Annotated in this window: 13 protein-coding genes and 1 pseudogene; 9 read left to right on the top strand and 5 right to left on the bottom strand. The window is 70.4% G+C overall.

The window, feature by feature from the left end; translation table 11 throughout:
• Positions 1-4 precede the first annotated feature (4 nt).
• From JYK17_RS00820 to folP, 3 genes are all read left to right on the top strand, one after another.
• Complete coding sequence (locus JYK17_RS00820; protein ID WP_222809546.1) at positions 5-2,491, top strand: SpoIIE family protein phosphatase; 2,487 nt, start codon at positions 5-7, stop codon at positions 2,489-2,491.
• A gap of 122 nt (positions 2,492-2,613) precedes the next feature.
• Positions 2,614-2,991 (top strand): bifunctional 3-phenylpropionate/cinnamic acid dioxygenase ferredoxin subunit, encoded by a 378-nt coding sequence (locus tag JYK17_RS00815; protein ID WP_108009684.1) that lies wholly within the window; start codon positions 2,614-2,616, stop codon positions 2,989-2,991.
• A 124-nt stretch (positions 2,992-3,115) separates the two neighbouring features.
• The gene (gene folP, locus JYK17_RS00810) at positions 3,116-3,934 is read left to right on the top strand and encodes a dihydropteroate synthase (RefSeq protein ID WP_164932405.1); all 819 of its coding nucleotides are present in this window, start codon (positions 3,116-3,118) and stop codon (positions 3,932-3,934) included.
• Positions 3,935-3,965: 31 nt separating this feature from the next.
• Here the strand turns inward: folP and JYK17_RS00805 are convergent, their stop codons facing one another.
• Entirely contained in the window at positions 3,966-4,763 is a 798-nt protein-coding gene (locus tag JYK17_RS00805) for an IclR family transcriptional regulator (RefSeq protein WP_128803814.1), read from the bottom strand.
• 243 nt (positions 4,764-5,006) lie between these two features.
• Here JYK17_RS00805 and JYK17_RS00800 point away from each other — a divergent pair, with 243 nt between their 5' ends.
• A complete protein-coding gene (locus JYK17_RS00800) occupies positions 5,007-5,444 on the top strand; it encodes a VOC family protein (protein WP_222809545.1) in 438 nt (145 codons plus the stop codon).
• 37 nt (positions 5,445-5,481) lie between these two features.
• Here JYK17_RS00800 and JYK17_RS00795 read toward each other — a convergent pair whose 3' ends face one another.
• Positions 5,482-5,769 carry a metal-sensitive transcriptional regulator gene (locus JYK17_RS00795; protein ID WP_108010164.1) on the bottom strand — a complete coding sequence of 96 codons (288 nt, stop codon included), beginning with the start codon at positions 5,767-5,769 and terminating at the stop codon, positions 5,482-5,484.
• Between the two features lie 145 nt (positions 5,770-5,914).
• A pseudogene (locus JYK17_RS00790) lies at positions 5,915-6,265 on the bottom strand (CGNR zinc finger domain-containing protein); the annotation flags it as partial.
• 36 nt (positions 6,266-6,301) lie between these two features.
• Here JYK17_RS00790 and JYK17_RS00785 point away from each other — a divergent pair.
• The 5 genes from JYK17_RS00785 (at position 6,302) to JYK17_RS00765 (ending at position 11,901) form a co-directional block, all read left to right on the top strand.
• Entirely contained in the window at positions 6,302-6,745 is a 444-nt protein-coding gene (locus JYK17_RS00785; protein ID WP_234547453.1) for a GNAT family N-acetyltransferase, read from the top strand.
• Between the two features lie 330 nt (positions 6,746-7,075).
• Positions 7,076-8,659, top strand: a complete 1,584-nt coding sequence (locus tag JYK17_RS00780) for a hypothetical protein (RefSeq protein WP_222809543.1) — start codon at positions 7,076-7,078, stop codon at positions 8,657-8,659.
• Between the two features lie 216 nt (positions 8,660-8,875).
• Entirely contained in the window at positions 8,876-9,328 is a 453-nt protein-coding gene (locus JYK17_RS00775) for an acyl-CoA thioesterase (RefSeq protein ID WP_234547450.1), read from the top strand.
• A gap of 102 nt (positions 9,329-9,430) precedes the next feature.
• On the top strand, positions 9,431-10,297 hold the full coding sequence (locus JYK17_RS00770) for a tryptophan 2,3-dioxygenase (RefSeq protein WP_222809542.1): 867 nt from the start codon (positions 9,431-9,433) through the stop codon (positions 10,295-10,297).
• 161 nt (positions 10,298-10,458) lie between these two features.
• Positions 10,459-11,901, top strand: a complete 1,443-nt coding sequence (locus JYK17_RS00765; protein ID WP_222809541.1) for a DEAD/DEAH box helicase — start codon at positions 10,459-10,461, stop codon at positions 11,899-11,901.
• A 202-nt stretch (positions 11,902-12,103) separates the two neighbouring features.
• Here JYK17_RS00765 and JYK17_RS00760 read toward each other — a convergent pair whose 3' ends face one another.
• Both JYK17_RS00760 and JYK17_RS00755 read right to left on the bottom strand, forming a co-directional pair.
• Positions 12,104-14,890, bottom strand: coding sequence for a lectin (locus JYK17_RS00760; protein ID WP_234547449.1), 2,787 nt, complete (start codon positions 14,888-14,890; stop codon positions 12,104-12,106).
• Positions 14,891-15,220: 330 nt separating this feature from the next.
• Positions 15,221-16,450, bottom strand: coding sequence for a metallophosphoesterase (locus JYK17_RS00755; protein WP_128803819.1), 1,230 nt, complete (start codon positions 16,448-16,450; stop codon positions 15,221-15,223).
• Between the last annotated feature and the right edge of the window lie 70 nt (positions 16,451-16,520).

The following is a 16,520-nucleotide window of genomic DNA, read 5'->3' as shown; positions in this document are numbered from 1 at the left end:
TGCTATGGCACCCAAGGATTCCGCGCGTGACGCGTCCGACGGTTCTGCGCCCGCGGCACCGCGCGACTTTCTCGACGCGTCCACGGACGCGGCGGCGATCGTGTCCGGCGAGGGCGTGGTGCTCGGCTGGACCCGGGGCGCCGAGGCCCTGCTCGGCCGACCCGCGTCCGAGATGGTCGGCGGCCCGGCCGCGCGGGTGGTGGCGATGCCCCGGGACCCGGCCCGGGTGGCCGGAGTCGTCGAGCGGTGCCGCGCGGGCATGGGATGGAACGGCGTGGTCACGCTGCGGCACAGCGACGGCCGGGCCGTCGACGTCGACCTGCGGGTCTCCGCGTCGTTCCGGTTCGGCGGGCAGGACTGCTTCCTGCTGTCCGGGCGGGAGCGACGGCCGCAGTGGACGGTGGGCCAGACCGTGCTCGACGGGTTCCTCACCCGCTCCCCGGTCGGCATGGCCGTGATGGACCTGGAGCTGCGTTACATCTGGCTCAACGACACCCTGGAACGCTTCGGCGGCGTACCCCGTGAACAGCGGCTGGGACGCCGGCTGAGCGAGCTGCTGCCCGGTCTGCAGGCGACCACCCTGGAGAGCCTGATGCGCAAGGTCCTGGAGACCGGGGTCCCGGTCACCGACTACGAGTATTTGGGCTGGAGCTGGGCCGACCCGCACCGCCAGCGCGCCTACTCCACGTCGTTCTTCCCCCTGCTGGACGCGGCGGACAACGTCACCGGGGTCTGCTACATGGTCCAGGACGTCACCGAGCGGTGGACCGCCCGCCGGCTGCTGATGCTGGTCAACGAGGCCGGGACCTGCATCGGCACGAGCCTGGACGTGCTGGGCACGGCACAGGAGCTCGCCGACTTCGCCGTACCCCGCTTCGCGGACTTCGTCGTCGTGGACCTCCTGGAGCCCGTCCTGAGCACCGAAGGGCACGGGGCCTGGCTGACGGACGCAGGGCCTGCCTCCGTACGGCCGTTGCTGCGCCGCGCCGGGATGAGCTCGGTGCGCGAGGGCTGCCCGGAAGCCGTGGTGCGGGTCGGCGAGACGGCCGGCTTCCTGCCCCCCTCGCACGACCTGAACCTGCTCGTCGAGGGCGAGCCGATCCTGCTGCCCGTCCTCGACCCGTCCGAGGAGCAGTGGACGGTCGGGCAGCCGGAACGGGCCGACCGTATCCGCCGGTTGGGACTGCACTCCCTCATCTCCGTGCCGATGCGAGCCCGCCGCACCGCCCTGGGCATCACCACCTTCATCCGCTCGCTCAACCCCATCTCGTTCCAGCCCGACGACGTCCTGCTGGCCCGGGAACTGGTCGCGCGGGCGGCGCTGTGCGTCGACAACGCCCGCCGCTACACCCGAGAGCACACGGCGGCGATCACCCTGCAGCGCAGCCTGCTGCCGCAGGCCCTCACCGGCGGTACGGCGGTGGAGGTGGCCTCCGCCTATCTGCCGGCGGACCCGTCGGGCGGCGTGGGCGGCGACTGGTTCGACGTGATCCCGCTGTCCGGGGCGCGCGTCGGTCTCGTGGTGGGCGATGTGGTCGGGCACGGCATCACCGCCGCGGCGACCATGGGGCGGCTGCGCACCGCGGTGCAGACCCTGGCCGACATGGAGCTGCCGCCCGACGAACTGCTGGCCCACCTCGACGACCTCGTGCTGCGGCTGAGCGGGGAGAAGGCCGACGACGAGGCGGCGCAGCGCAGCACGACCTCCTTCCTCGGGGCGACCTGTCTCTACGCCGTCTACGACCCCGTCACGGGCCGGTGCACGATGGCCCGCGCCGGACACCCGCCCCCGATCGTCGTCGCACCGGACGGGCAGGTGTCCTTCCCCGAACCCCCGGCCGGGCCCCCGCTGGGGCTGGGTGGCATGGCGTTCGAGGCCGCCGAGATCGAGCTCGCGGAGAACAGCGTGCTCGGTCTCTACACCGACGGCATCATCGAGGGAACCGACGGCGACATGGAGCGCGGGATGTCCCGGCTCGGCGACCTGCTGGCCCGCTCCGACGCCGACCTCTGCGCCCTGTGCAACTCGGCGGTGGAGCAACTGGTGCCCGTGCCGCAGCCCGACGACATCGCCCTGCTGCTGGCCCGCACGCACAGCCTGGGCGCCGACCACGTCGCCTCCTGGGACGTGCCCCTGGACCCGTCCGCCGTGGCCGAGATCCGGGCCCGCGCCACCCGGCAGGTGGCGGCCTGGGGGCTGGGCGAGGGCCTGGCCATGACGACGGAACTCGTGGTGAGCGAGCTGGTCACCAACGCGATCCGCTACGCCGAACCGCCCATCCGGCTCCGGCTGATCCGTGACGCCCGCCTGACCTGTGAGGTCGCCGACGCCAGCAGTACGGCACCGCGTCTGCGGCACGCCCGCAGCATGGACGAGGGCGGTCGCGGCCTCTTCCTGGTGGCCCAGCTGACCGACCGCTGGGGCGCCCGCTACACGGCCGACGGAAAGATCATCTGGGCCGAGCAGGAGATCCCGGCTCCGGCCTCCTAGCCCCCGACCTGGGCGCCTCGGGGGCGTCTCGCCGACTCCTTGACAGGGGAGGGGTGCGCCCCCAAACTGGCGTTGCGTTAAGCGCACGCCGTTGCATATTACGCATCCGTGTCGAGGTGATCATGAGGATTCCCGCGTGCTCTCTGGCCGATCTGCCGCAAGGCGAGTCGATCCGGCTCGAGTGCGAACCGCCCGTCGCCGTGTTCCACACCGATGACGGTGAGCTCTACGCGATCGACGACACCTGCACCCACCAGGACGCCTCGCTCGCCGACGGCTGGCTGGAGGGCTGCGAGGTCGAATGCCCGCTGCACGCCTCGAAGTTCGACCTCAGGACGGGCAAGGTGGACGCCCCGCCGGCCCGGCTCCCGGTGCGCACCCACCAGGTCCTCGTCGAGAACGGCATGCTCTACGTCGAGCTGTCCGACGCCCCGCCGAACCTCCCGCCGACCTGCGTCGCGGCCCGGCTCGGAGCGGTGGCCGCAGGAGGGGTGGCGTGACGGACTCGGCGGCGCGGACGGTCCGGTCCAGGTGATCGGCACCGCCCGCGCCGCCACGGCCACACCCGCGGGGGCCCCGCGCCTCCACCCCCACGGGCTCCCGCGGCCCGGCCGGGCACTGGTCATGGGCGTCGTGAACGTCACCCCGGACTCGTTCTCCGACGGCGGACACTGGTTCGCCACGCAAGCAGCCGTCGCTCACGGTCTCGCGCTGTTCGAGGAGGGCGCGGACATCGTCGACGTGGGCGGCGAGTCGACCCGACCCGGCGCCGAACGCCCTTGCGTGGACGAGGAGTTGCGGCGCGTCCTGCCCGTCGTACGGGAACTGGTCGCGGCGGGCACCGTCGTCAGCGTCGACACCATGCGCGCCGAGGTCGCCGCCCGTGCCCTCGACGCGGGCGCACGACTGATCAACGACGTCTCGGGCGGCCTCGCCGACCCCGCCATGCTGCCGCTGATGGCGCGCGCGGGCACGCCGTACGTCCTGATGCACTGGCGCGGCCACGCCGCCGCCATGCAGGCCAACGCCGTCTACGGCGACGTCGTCACCGATGTCGTCGACGAACTGCGGCTGAGGGTCGAGGCCGCCCTGCACGCCGGGATCGCGCCCTGCGACCTGATCCTCGATCCAGGGCTCGGCTTCGCCAAAGAGGCCGAGCACAACTGGGAGTTGCTCGGCCGTCTCGGCGAGGTCGCCGCCCTCGGCCATCCCGTCCTCGTGGGTGCGTCCCGCAAGTCCTTCCTGGGGCACCTGCTCGCGGACCCGATGACGGGAGAGCCCCGCCCCGCGCGACTGCGCGACGCCGCGACCACCGCCGTCTCCGCCCTCGCCGCGGCCCACGGCGCTTGGTGCCTGCGCGTCCACGACGTCGCATCGACACTCGACGCGGTACGGGTGACGGCCCGTTGGGGCGCGGAAGCGGCAGCCCGGGCTCCTGCTTGAGGCGATCGTCCCCGGCGTCTCCTGGGCGGACTCAGCCCAGGTGGCCCATCCTGTTGCTGATCTCCTGCGCGCCCTTGACCAGCGTGGGCGCCAGCTCGTGCATCCGCGCTTCCGTGAAGCGGTAGGCCGGTCCCGAGGCGCTGAGCGCGGCGATGACCTCGCCGTCGCGGGAGTGGATCGGGGCCGCCATGGCGTGCAGGCCGATCTCGAGCTCCTCCAGAGTGATCGCGTAGCCCCGCTCCCGAGCGAGGGCGAGGTCCTTGTCCAGCTTTGCCCTGGCCGTCAGGGTGTTGGGCGTCAGCTTCCGCAATCCGGAGTCCCCGAGCACCTCGGCGCGCGCCTCCGCTGAGAGGTGGGCCAGCAGGATCTTGCCGCTGGACGTGGCGTGCGGCGGGGTCAGTTGGCCGACCCAGTTGTGCGTGCCGACCGCGCCCGGACCGCGTACCTGGCAGAGGTTGACCGCGTAATGCTCCTGCAGGACCGCGATGTTGACGGTCTCGCCGAACTCCTCCGCGAGCCGCTCGCACACCGGCCTGCCCTGCTGGGTGATGTCGAGCCGGCCCGTCACCGCCCCCGCCAGGCGCACGATCCCGAAGCCGAGCCGGTACTTGCCCCGCTCGGTCGCCTGCTCCACCAGGCCGCGCGCCTCCAGCGCACCGAGCAGACGGAACGCCGTCGACTTGTGCACCTCGATCTCGGCGGCCACCTCGCTCACGCCGGCCTCCCCGCGCTGGGCGAGGATCTCCAGAACGCTGACGGCACGGTCGACGGACTGCACCCCGCTCCCCGCGGGCCCCGTTGTTTCGCCATCTGCCGTGTGGTTGCTCATGGCGCAACTATACGATCCCGGCCGACTGACCGGGAAGGTGCGGGGGAGACGCTGGTGGGTGGTGGGTGGTGGGTGGTGGTTGGCGGGTGGTGGGTGGTGGGTGCGGGGACGGTATCGCGCGCGCGGAGTTCCCTCAAGCCATACAGGGACGTACGTCAGTTGCTGTGGGTCGCGCGTATCGGCCGGTAGCGTCGCCCTGTCCGGCCGAGAGGGGCCCGCGACGGCGACCGGTGGGAGGCGCGCATGGCGACCAGGTGGACCGTGACGATCGACTGCGAACAGCCGGCGAAGCTGGCCGCCTTCTGGGCGCTGGCGCTGGGCTATGCGGAAAGGCCCGCGCCCGACGGGTTCGGGAGCTGGGAGGAGTGGTTCGTCCACCACGGGATCCCGGAGGACGAGTGGGACGAGGGCGCCTATCTCTCCGACCCGGACGGGGTCGGGCCCGACATCTCGTTCATGCGGGTCCCGGAACGCAAGGTGGCGAAGAACCGGCTGCACCTGGACGTGCAGGTCGGCGGCGGCCGGGAAACGCCCTGGGAGGAGCGCTGGCCGCGCGTGCAGGCAGCCGTGCGGCGGCTGACGGCCGCGGGCGCGACCGTGGTCGGTGAGGAGAGTCTGGACGGCAGGCCCGACCACATGGTGATGGCCGACCCCGAGGGGAACGAGTTCTGCCTGCTCTGACGGAGCCGCGCCGGCGGGGGCGAGGTGCCGGCCGGTGTCACGCCAGCGACAGGAACAGCTTCTCCAGGCGGGCCCGCATCTGCTCGACGTCCTCGCCGTTCTTCCGGCCGGACTCGGCATCGGTGACGCACTGCTGCAGACCGGTGGCGATGATGGCGAACCCCGCCCTGTCCAGAGCCCGTGAGGCGGCGGCGAGCTGGGTGATGACGTCCTCGCAGTCGCGTCCCTCCTCGATCATCCGGATCACCCCGGAGATCTGCCCCTGAGCACGACGCAGCCGGTTCAGGACCGATTTCAGCTCAGCACCCGCGAGCTCCATGTCCACGACCACACCTCCGTCGACTCATACCCCTGGGGGTACTGTACGTCCCGGTCAGGGACGGCGTCGAACCCTCCCCTCACTGGCGGCCGGCTACAGGGCACTGATCCGGTTGAGGGCGCTGCGGCGCCGACCCCGAGTGCCAGCCGCATCAGGAGACACCGGACGCGGAACGGGCCCGGTGGCGGCGCACCGCGTCGCGGTTGGCGCAGCGCTGCGAGCAGTAGCGCTGCCGTCCGGTGCGCGAGGTGTCGGCGAAGATCACGGTGCACTCGGTCACGTCGCAGCGCCGTAGACGGTGCATACCGCGCCCCGCCAGATGCAGGGCTGTGCCCACTGAGATCAGCGACAGCAGCAGCCTGCCGAGCGGCTGATCATCGTCGCGGTAGTGCACATGCCAGCCGGTCCCGGCGTGATCAGTCAGCCGCGGGTAGGCCGTGGCCGACGCCAGCATGGCGTTGAGCACCGCAGCCCGCTCGTGCTCATCGGTCGCGTCCACCACCAGGCCGGCGGCAGCGGTCGGCGCAGTCTGATGAACATGCCACAACGCACCGCAACCGCAGCCTCTATTGCTGTACGGCAGGCCGCGGAGTACGACCTCGTGGAGCGCCTGCGCCTGCGGAGCCTGCTCTTCGACGACCTCGCCGGTGACTTCTTCAACCCGGCGACGGGGGACGGCAGTTGGCTGGACGCCCTCGCGGTGGTCCTGAAGCAACAGCTGACGGTGGACGACGTACGCATCCTCGTCGTCGATGCCGATGGTGGGGGTGACGGCGATAATGAGGGCGGGGGCCTCGCGGCCTGCGGCATCGGCTCGATCGAGCAGCGGCTGCCGGGACCGCATCTGCTTAACGGTCGGATCGGGCAGGTGATCGGCGTGGTCACCGACCCGGCGCACCGGCGGCGCGGATACGGCCGTGCCGTCATGCGGGGCCTGCTCTACCGCGACCTTGGCTTCACCGACCACCCCGACCTGACCTGACCTGACCTGACCTGACCTGACCTGACCTGACCTGACCGAGCTCTACTCCGCGGGTGCAATTCTCGGCAAAACATGCGCGTTGAGCTTGACCGCGCCCAATAGGCCGCACATGTAAAACTTCTCACCGAATGGCAAGGCCAACTGGCGGCCGTGGCTACCCCATCCGGTGGCTTATGGCGGTTGCAGCGTTATGTGTGCCTCCGATTTCCAGATTATTCCACTATCCGGCTCTAGGTACTGACCAGCGGTCAGAAGCCCTGAACCAAGTCGAGGAGAGTGGAAGCAATGACTACATCGCCGAGATGGCGATCAGTTCTGGCGTCGGCCACCATGGTGGCCGCGTTCGCCACAACCCCGCTGGTGACCCCGGCAATCGCCCACGCTCAGGACGACGCGACCCCGCATCCGTATCCGGGGCCTTTCGCCCACCAGGCGAACCCGTCCAAGGGGGTATATCAGACCCGGAACGCAGGCCCGGAGGATCAGGCCAAGCCAGAGGGCTCGGGACACCCGTCAAAGCCCGCACATCCGGGTTACGCGGCGAAGCCGGAACACCCGGGCCACCCGGCGAAGCCTGAGCGCCCGGTGAAGCCTGAGCACCCGGCCTACCCGGAGCACCCGAGCAAGCCTGAGCACCCGGCGTACCCGGAGCGCCCGGAGCATCCCGTAAAGCCTGAATACCCCGCCCATCCGGTCAAGCCTGAGTACCCGGCCCACCCCGTGAAGCCGGAGTATCCGTCGAAGCCCGTTTATCCGGTGAAACCTGCGCTCCCCGCTCTCCCGGAGAAGCCGGTGTACCCGGTGAAGCCGGAGATGCCTGCCGTTCCGGTGAAGCCGTCCTATCCGGTGAAGCCAGAGATGCCTGTGTACCCGGTGAAGCCGGCGTATCCCGTCAAGCCGGAGATGCCTGTCTATCCGGTAAAGCCCGCGTACCCCGTGAAGCCGGCGATGCCCGTCTATCCGGTGAAGCCGGCATACCCCGTCAAGCCGGAGATGCCCGCGTATCCGGTGAAGCCCGCCTTGCCTGCGTATCCGGTGAAGCCCGCGATGCCCGCCTACCCGGCCAAGCCGGAGAAGCCTGCCCTCCCGTCGAAGCCGGCCATGCCTGCGTACCCCACGCGGCCAGAGATGCCGGTGAAGCCTGCGTATCCGCAGAGGCCGGCCATGCCGGAGAAGCCCGCGTACCCGCAGAAGCCCGCGATGCCGGAGAAGCCCGCCTACCCGGCCAAGCCGACGTACCCCGAGAAGCCGGCGACGCCGGTCAAGCCGGCCTACCCGGAGAAGCCGGCCATGCCTGCTCAGCCGGTCAAGCCTGCGTATCCGGAGAAGCCGGCGATGCCGGTCAAGCCGGCCTACCCGGAGAAGCCGGCCATGCCTGCTCAGCCGGTCAAGCCTGCGTATCCGGAGAAGCCGGCGATGCCGGTCAAGCCGGCCTACCCGGAGAAGCCGGCCATGCCTGCTCAGCCGGTCAAGCCTGCGTATCCGGAGAAGCCGGCGATGCCGGTCAAGCCGGCCTACCCGGAGAAGCCGGCCATGCCTGCTCAGCCGGAGAAGCCCGCCTATCCCGCCAAGCCCAAGAAGCCCGCCTATCCTGCGCACCCGGAGAAGCCGGCCTACCCCGAGAAGCCCGCCTATCCTGCGCACCCGGAGAAGCCCGCGGCGCCCGCCTACCCCGCGTACCCGGCCAAGCCGGCGTACCCGGAGAAGCCCGCCCACCCGGACAAGCCCGCTCTGCCGATGAAGCCGGACTACCCGGCGCACCCGGCCAAGCCGGACATGCCCGCGCATCCCATGAAGCCGGAGATGCCGTCCCACCCGATGAAGCCAGACATGCCCGCGCACTCGATGAAGCCGGACATGCCCTCCCACCCGTCCGCTCCCGACCACCCGTCCAAGTCGTCGACGTCCTGGTAGCAGTGACGTCTGCGCCGTAGAAAGCCGCCGCCCGGGAGTGCCTCGCCGCGCTCGTCGGCTCGGTGGTGACAACCAGGTGAAGCTGGGTGACCGTGCAAAGGGCGCCTGACAGGGCAGACACCCGTCAGGCGCCCTTGCTCGTTGGCCGCGTGATTCGTGACCCTCGTGCAGTCGGAGTCGGAGTCGGAGAGGGACAACCGGGGTAGTCGTGTCCCGATGGACATGTACTCGACCGACCGATCCGGGGAGCCGACGGGTGGCGCCCGCGCCGTGTATCGGTGCCGTGTGGAGTGGTGGGACACCGACGCCTCCGGTCACTACCACAACGCGGCGATCGGACGGTTCGTGGAGGCGGCCGAGGCGGTGCTGGTGCGCGAGTGCGGGGTGGTCGGCTATTTCGGGGCGGCGCCGCGAGTGCGCTACGAGGTCGATTTCGCCTCCCCGCTGTGGTTCGGGCAGCAGGTGACGACCACCATCACCGTGGAGCGCATCGGTACGTCCTCGATGACGTTCGGCTTCGAGGTGTGGGGCGAGGAGCACGAGGGCCGTCCGCGCGGGCTCGCGGCGTCGGGGCGTTATACGGTCGTACATGTGCCGCCGGGGGAGGAGCGCGTCAGCACTCCCTGGCCCGAGGAGTGGATCAAGGCGCTGACCACGGAAGCGGGATGACGTTCCGCTTCTCGGCGACCCACCCGTTCTCGGCGACCCACCCGTTCCTGGCGACCCACCCGTTCCCGGCGACGTACCCGTCCTCGATCTGAAAGGCGCCCGATGTCGCGGTCTGAGCACACGTCACGGCACAACACCCGTGAGATCGAGCAGGGCATCCACACCGACCTGCACCGGCAGACCACGTACAGCGGCTATCTCCGGCTCGACCGGCTGCTGTCCGCGCAGCAGCCGCTCAGCGATCCGCCCCACCACGACGAGCTTCTGTTCATCATCCAGCACCAGACCTCCGAGCTGTGGTTCAAGCTCGTCATCCACGAACTGCGCGAGGCGATGCGCCGGCTGGCCGCGGACGACCTTCAGCCGGCGCTCAAGTCCCTCGCCCGCGTCAAGCACATCCAGCACCAACTCGTCGACCAGTGGGCGGTGTTGGCCACCCTGACCCCGAGCGAGTACGCCCAGTTCCGCGGCGTGCTCGGACATGCCTCGGGCTTCCAGTCGGCGCAGTACCGCGTCGTGGAGTTCCTGCTCGGCAACAAGAACGCCCGTATGACCGAGGTCTTCGCCCATGACCCGCAGGCGCGCGCGGCCCTCGAGGAGGCCCTCGAACTGCCCACGCTCTACGACGAGTTCCTCCGCTACCTCGCCCGCGCGGGCCACCCGGTCCCCGACGACCTGCTGAAGCGGGACGTCTCCCAGGCCCACGTGTTCCACGACGGCCTGCTGCCCGTACTGAAGGAGATCTACGAACACCCCGAGGAGCACTGGGGCGCGTACGAGACCTGCGAGGAGCTGGTCGACGTCGAGGAGAGCTTCCAGCTCTGGCGCTTCCGCCACCTCAAGGTCGTCACCCGCGTCATCGGCTTCAAACGCGGCACCGGCGGTTCCAGCGGAGTCTCCTTCCTCAAGGCCGCCCTGGATCTGTCCTTCTTCCCCGAGCTCCTCGCGGTCCGCACCGAGATCGGCTGACCGTCGTCCGGTCCGGGCCCGGACCGGGTGGTCCGCCCTCGTGCTAACGTGGCTCGTTTGCAGCGTCACCGTGCTGTCCGTGCCCGGCTCCGGGTTCATGGCCGGTGGCCGCGTCCCCGCCGCGCCTTCCTCGGTACGGTCCCTACGGAGGAAGGCTTTCTGTGAGCGAACCGGCACGTGCCGATGCCCGGCAGCAGTACGAGGCGTCAGAGGCGTCCGAGTCGGCGGCGTCTTCGGACACGACTGCGGCGCCGCCCACGGTGGCGTCCTTCGCGGAGCTGGGGCTGCCGGCCGAGATCCTGCGGGTGCTCGACGAGCACGGTGTGACGGTGCCCTTCCCCGTCCAGGCGGCGGCGCTGCCCAACGCGCTCGCGGGACGTGACGTCCTGGGCCGGGGCCGTACGGGATCGGGCAAGACGCTCGCCTTCGGCCTGGGGATGCTCGCCCGGACGGCCGGGCGGCGCGCGCAGCCCAAGGAGCCGCTGGCGCTCGTGCTGGTGCCCACCAGGGAGCTGGCGCAGCAGGTCGGTGAGGCGCTCAGGCCGTACGCCGAGGCGCTCGGGCTGCGGCTCGCGACCGTCGTGGGCGGAGTGTCCGTCGGACGCCAGGCGGCCGCGCTGCGGGACGGCGCCGAGATCGTCGTCGCCACACCCGGTCGGCTGCACGACCTCATCGACCGCAAGGGCTGCAGGCTGGGACGGGTGCGCATCACCGTCCTGGACGAAGCCGACCAGATGTGTGACATGGGCTTTCTGCCGCAGGTCACCGAGATTTTGGACCAGGTGCGTCCCGAGGGGCAGCGGATGCTGTTCTCCGCCACCCTCGACCGCGACGTCGACCAGCTGGTGCAGCGCTATCTGCGCGACCCGGCCGTGCACTCCGTGGACCCCTCGTCCAGTGCGGTCTCCGAGATCGAGCACCATGTCCTCGTCGTGCACGGTCCGGACCGGTACGCCGTGACCACCGAGATCGCCGCCCGCGACGGCCGGGTCCTGCTGTTCCTGGACACCAAGCACGGCGTCGACCAGCTCACGCGGCATCTGCGGGCCAATGGCGTGTCCGCCGCCGCCCTGCACAGCGGCAAGGCCCAGCCGCAGCGCACAAGGACCCTAACCCAGTTCAAGAACGGGCAGGTCACCGCGCTGGTGGCGACCAACGTCGCCGCACGCGGCCTGCACATCGACGACCTCGACCTCGTGGTGAACGTCGACCCGGCCACCGACCCGAAGGACTATCTGCACCGCGCCGGCCGCACGGCCCGGGCCGGCCGCTCCGGCACCGTCGTGACACTCGTCCTTTCGGGGCAGCGCCGCGAGACGAGCCAGGTCATGGCGGACGCCGGCGTCGTCCCGAAGGTCGCCAAAGTGCGTTCCGGTGAGGCCGAATTGAGCCGTATCACCGGCGCCAAGGCCCCCTCCGGACAGCCGCTCGACGGCGGGCCTGCCGCACCGCGCACCAAGAACCACAACGCCCCGTTCCGCGGCCTGGGCAGCAGCAAGGACGCGACGAAGGACGGTTCCGGCGGCGGGTCGTCCCGCAAGAGCAACGAGGCCCGCAAGCTCGCCGAGGCCCGCCGAGCGGCCCGGGTGCGGCGCGGCGGCTGACCGCCACCGAGACGGCCTACGGTCCTCGCGGCCACCTCGTGCCCGAGCAGGCGCAGGGCGGCGAAGTCGCCGATGCCTCCGTCCTCCCGCTCGTCGTCAACGGCAAGGAGTCCCGATCGACGTCGGGCCCGGCCCCATCGTCCGCGGCACCTACACCAGGAACGACTGGCCGACACCTTGTCGAGCGGGACCCCCGGGACGCTCAGCTCGGCAGTTTCCAGTTCTGGGCGGCCGAGCCGTTGCAGGTGTACAGCTGGAGTTGAGTGCCGTTCGTGGTCGAGGAGTTGGGGTCGTCCAGGCAGAGCTTGGACTGCGGGTTGACGAGTGATCCGTTGGCGCCCTGGGTCCACTGCTGGGCGCCGCTGCCATTGCACGTCCACAGCTGGATCAGGGTGCCGTTGGTGGTCCCGCTGTGATCGGCGTCGAGGCATTTGCCGAGGGAGCGGATCGTTCCGTCGCCGGCGATGAGCCAGTCCTGCGCGTAGGTGTTGTTGCAGGTGTAGATCTGGACGTGGGTCCCGTCGCCCGTGGCGGAGTTGGCGTCGTCCGCGCAGAGGTTCGCCGCGACCGAGGAGGCCAGCGGGCCGATGCGCGGCGACGCCGGTGCGGTGGTGTCCCCGGCGTAGGAGGGCGGCGCCGCCGAAGCCCCGCTCGCCCAGGAGGTGTTGGGGCTGGTGCCGAGGGTGTAGTCGAGGGTGCCGCCCGCGGTGATCGCTGTCGTGGGGGCGTAGGCGTTGTTCCAGGCGGAGCCGTTCCACGCCGCGGACTGCACGTAGGGGGCGTTGTCCGCCGCGCCGTTGCCGTTGATCGTCAGGCTCTTGCCCGACGGGAGGGTGACGACGGCCTGGGTGAACAGCGGTGAGCCCAGGGCGAGATCCGAGGTGCCCGGGGTCTCGGGGAACATGCCGAGCGCGGACCACACGTACCAGGCGCTCATCGCGCCGAGGTCGTCGTTGCCGTCGGCCAGTCCACCGGGTGTGTTCGCCCAGATCTGGTCCTGGATCGCCCGCACGGTGCCCTGCGTCTTGTACGGCTGCCCGGTGTAGTCGTACTCCCAGGGCAGTTCGATGCTGGGCTCGTTGCCCACCCAGGCATAGCCGTTGGCGCCGGTGAAGCTGCGCAGCACGGTGTCCAGGTAGTGGTTCATCGCCGTGTTGCCGCCCTTGGCGTGTGCCAGACCGCCGACGTTGAAGGGCACCATGCCGGTGTAGATCCAGGAGTCGGCCTCGACCATGTCGGTGCCGCTGGTGGGGTCGAACCCGCCGGTCCACGCACCACTGGCGTTGCGCGGCTCGACGAACCCGGAGGCCGGGTTGAGCACATTGCGCCAGTCCTGCGCACGGTTCGCGTACGTCTTCTGGTTGGCGGTGTCACCGAGCGCCCCGGCCATCGCGGAGATCGCGAAGTCGGCGGTGTCGTACTCCAGTGTGGTGGCCACCGGACCGTAGAAGTTGCAGCAGCCGTAGCTGCCGTCGTGCGGCATGTACCCGGGGGAGTTCAGGTAGTTGAGGCCGGGGCGGTCGTTGTTGGTGGTGCTCGCCTGCTTGACCATGTCGGCCAGGGCGGCCTTGGTGTCGAAGTCCCGGGCGCCGAAGGCGTAGTAGTCGGCGATGATGGCGTCCGCCGGGTCGCCGACCATGACATACGACTCCCCGTTGTTCTCCGACCACTTGGGGAAGATTCCGGTCTGGGCGTAGTCGTCGACCATCGACTGCGCGGTGTCCGACGCCACCTGGGGAGCGAGCAGGGCTTCGAGCTGGGCCTGCGAACGGTAGATGTCCCAGCCGGAGTAGTTGGCGTACACCGCCTTGTGCCCCGAGTCCACCGTGTGCGTCCTGCCGTCGAAGCCGTAGTACTGGCCGTTGGTGTCGCTGATGACGTTCGGGTGCAGCAGTGAGTGGTAGAGCGCGGTGTAGAAGCTCTCCTGCTGCGCGGCCGTCCCGCCGGCGATCTGCACCTTGCCGAGCGCGCTGTTCCAGGCGTTCTGCGCGGCGGTGCGGGTCGCGTCGAAGTCCCAACCGGAGTTCTCCGCCGTGCGGTTGGCGACGGCGTTGGCGACCGAGACGTAGGAGACGCCGACCTTTGCCTGGACGACGTGGTTGGACGTGGTGTTGAAGGTGACGTAGCCGTTCGAGGCTGCGGCGTCCGGGGAGGCGCTGCTCTTGGCGGACTTCGATGCCGCCCCGGTCGGGACCTTGCCGTGCAGCACCGGCTTGTTGGGCTTCTCGGCTGCGTTCTTGGACGCCTTGCCCTGCTGGACGGGCTTGAGGGTCGACTTGGCGAGGGAGCTGCCCTGCGAGCTGAAGGGCTGGTCGAAGACCATGTCGAAGTACACGGTGTAGGTGTTTCCCGCGCCGCAGAAACGGCCGCTGGTGACCTGGCCGCTCACCTCGGTGCTCGAGACCTTCGTGAACTGAGTGTTGCCGGCGCCGTTCTGACTGCCCGTCAACTTGAAGATCAGATTGGCCTGGCTGGTTGAGGGAAAGGTGAAGCGGGCCATGCCACTGCGGGTCGTGGCGGTCAGCTCGGTCGTCACCTGGTTGTTGAGCGCGACCTTGTACGACCCGGCCGACGCGGACTCGTTGGAGTGCGAGAACCCGTCCGTGGCACCGGTGTTGACGGCCCCCACCGTGGGCAGGACCGGAACGTCACCGGCAGCGCCGCAACCGGGACCGGCGATGTGGGTCAGGCTGAAACCGGTGATCGACGAGTCGTTGTACTCGTAGCCTCCGCCCGGGGGACGCGACGGCGTGTCCGGACTCCACTGCACCATCCCGAACGGAACGTCGGCGCCGGGGAAGTCGTTGGCCTGGTTCGACGTCCCGATGAACGGGTTGACCACGGTGGCCGGGGAGGCGACGAACGCGGGCTTCTCCGCCGCCGACGCGGGCGCGCACAAACCGGCCGCGGCCAGCGCCGCCACCGCGAACGCGCCGATCACCGTGTTTCTCGGGGGTCTCAGCGTGCGTGGCATCGGTCGTGTCGTCACGAGAGTTCTCCTCTACTCGGAGCGGGGGGGTCCGACAACGTTGTCTCCGACGCGGGCGTCCGGGAGGGGGCAGGGTGATCAGGTGCGCTTGGTGCGATGGAGGTGATCACGTATGCGTGGGTGACAACGTTGTCGGGCTCTGGAGGTGAGGTGCCTGACCGTGGAGCTCATGAGTCGTACGTCCGGGACGGATGGCGCCCGGGGTGTGGCTGTGAACCCTTCGTGAAGCTAGCCATCCGGCAGGGCCATGTCAACGACTTGCGTACGACGCACTCGGGCAGCGCCCCGTGCGGCAGGTGCCCAGGCGGCGCCCTCCGCCCCTGGCGCGCTTTACGGCGAGGTGGGCGAGGTGGGCGACTGCGGGGCCCGGAGCACGAGCAGGGTGATCTCGCTGGGGGCGAAGACGCGGAACGGCGGGCCCCAGAAGCCGGTGCCACGGCTGGTGTAGAGGAGCGTGCGGGTGCCGTGGTGGCTGAGACCAGCGAGGGCGGGCTGGTCGATGCGGACCAGGAAATGGAAGGGCCAGATCTGGCCGCCGTGGGTGTGGCCAGAGAGCTGGAGGTCGATGCCGTGGGCCGCCGCGCGGTCGACGAACTTGGGCTGGTGTGCCAACAGCAGGACGGGCAGTTCGGGGTCGGCGCCGTCCAGCGCTCCTTCGAGGTGGGCGCGGTGGCCCTCCAGGCCGGAGGACTCGGCGGTGACGTCGTCCACACCGGCCACCACGAGGGTGTCGCCGCCCCGTTCGAGCAGCAGATGGCTGTTGCGCAGCGGCTTCCAGCCCAGCTCGTCCATCAGGTCGACCCAGCCCTGGGCCTCGCTGTAGTACTCGTGGTTGCCGGTGACGTACACCCGGGCCCGGCCGGCCCGCACCGTAGCCAGCGGTGCGGCCTGGGCGCGGCGGCGTTCGGCCGTGCCGTCCGCGATGTCGCCGGCGTGGCAGACCACGTCCGCCTCGAGGGTGTTCACCGTCTCGCACACCCGCGCCGACCAGCGGGCACGATCGAGCGGGCCGTAGTGGGTGTCGGTGATGAGGGCGACGCGGGTGCCGTCCAACCCGGCACCGAGCCGGGGGAGTTGCACGTCGAGCCGGCGCACGCGTGGCACGCGACGGGCCTCGACGTATCCCCAGACGAGCAGTACGGCGGTCACGCCGAGCACGGCCCACGTGACGATTCGGGCCCGATCCTGACCCTGGCCGACGCCGGCCACGGTGAGGGCGAGCCGCAGGAAGACACCGAGCAGCACGGACCACGTGAACAGGACCCAGCTGCTCCCCAGCAGGGTGTCACCGGTGATCGCCGCCCAGTCCTGCTGGCGCCTGCCGTGGCCGCGCGTCATGGCCAGCGGCATACCGACGAGACCGAGGACGAACACGGCGGTGCCGGCCAGCGTGACGGGCAGCGGCCAGTCCTGGCCGCCGTAGAGGAGCACCCAGCAGGGCACGGCCCACAGCAGGACGGGGGCGACCATGGGGATGTAGCGCAGCAGGCGATGCAGGCGGCTTTGCCGCGGCGCCCGCGCCTCACCGTCGGCGGTCCGTGTTTCGCTGGTGTCGGTCACGCTTCCCCTCCTGACCAGGCTGCCCTCTCGCGCACTGTATCCGGTGCGCTTCGGGGCGGCTGGACCGGAG

Origin of the sequence: Streptomyces plumbidurans (genome assembly GCF_019857225.1) — a bacterium.
Classification (GTDB): domain Bacteria; phylum Actinomycetota; class Actinomycetes; order Streptomycetales; family Streptomycetaceae; genus Streptomyces; species Streptomyces plumbidurans.
This window is presented reverse-complemented; position numbering and strand designations above follow the sequence as displayed.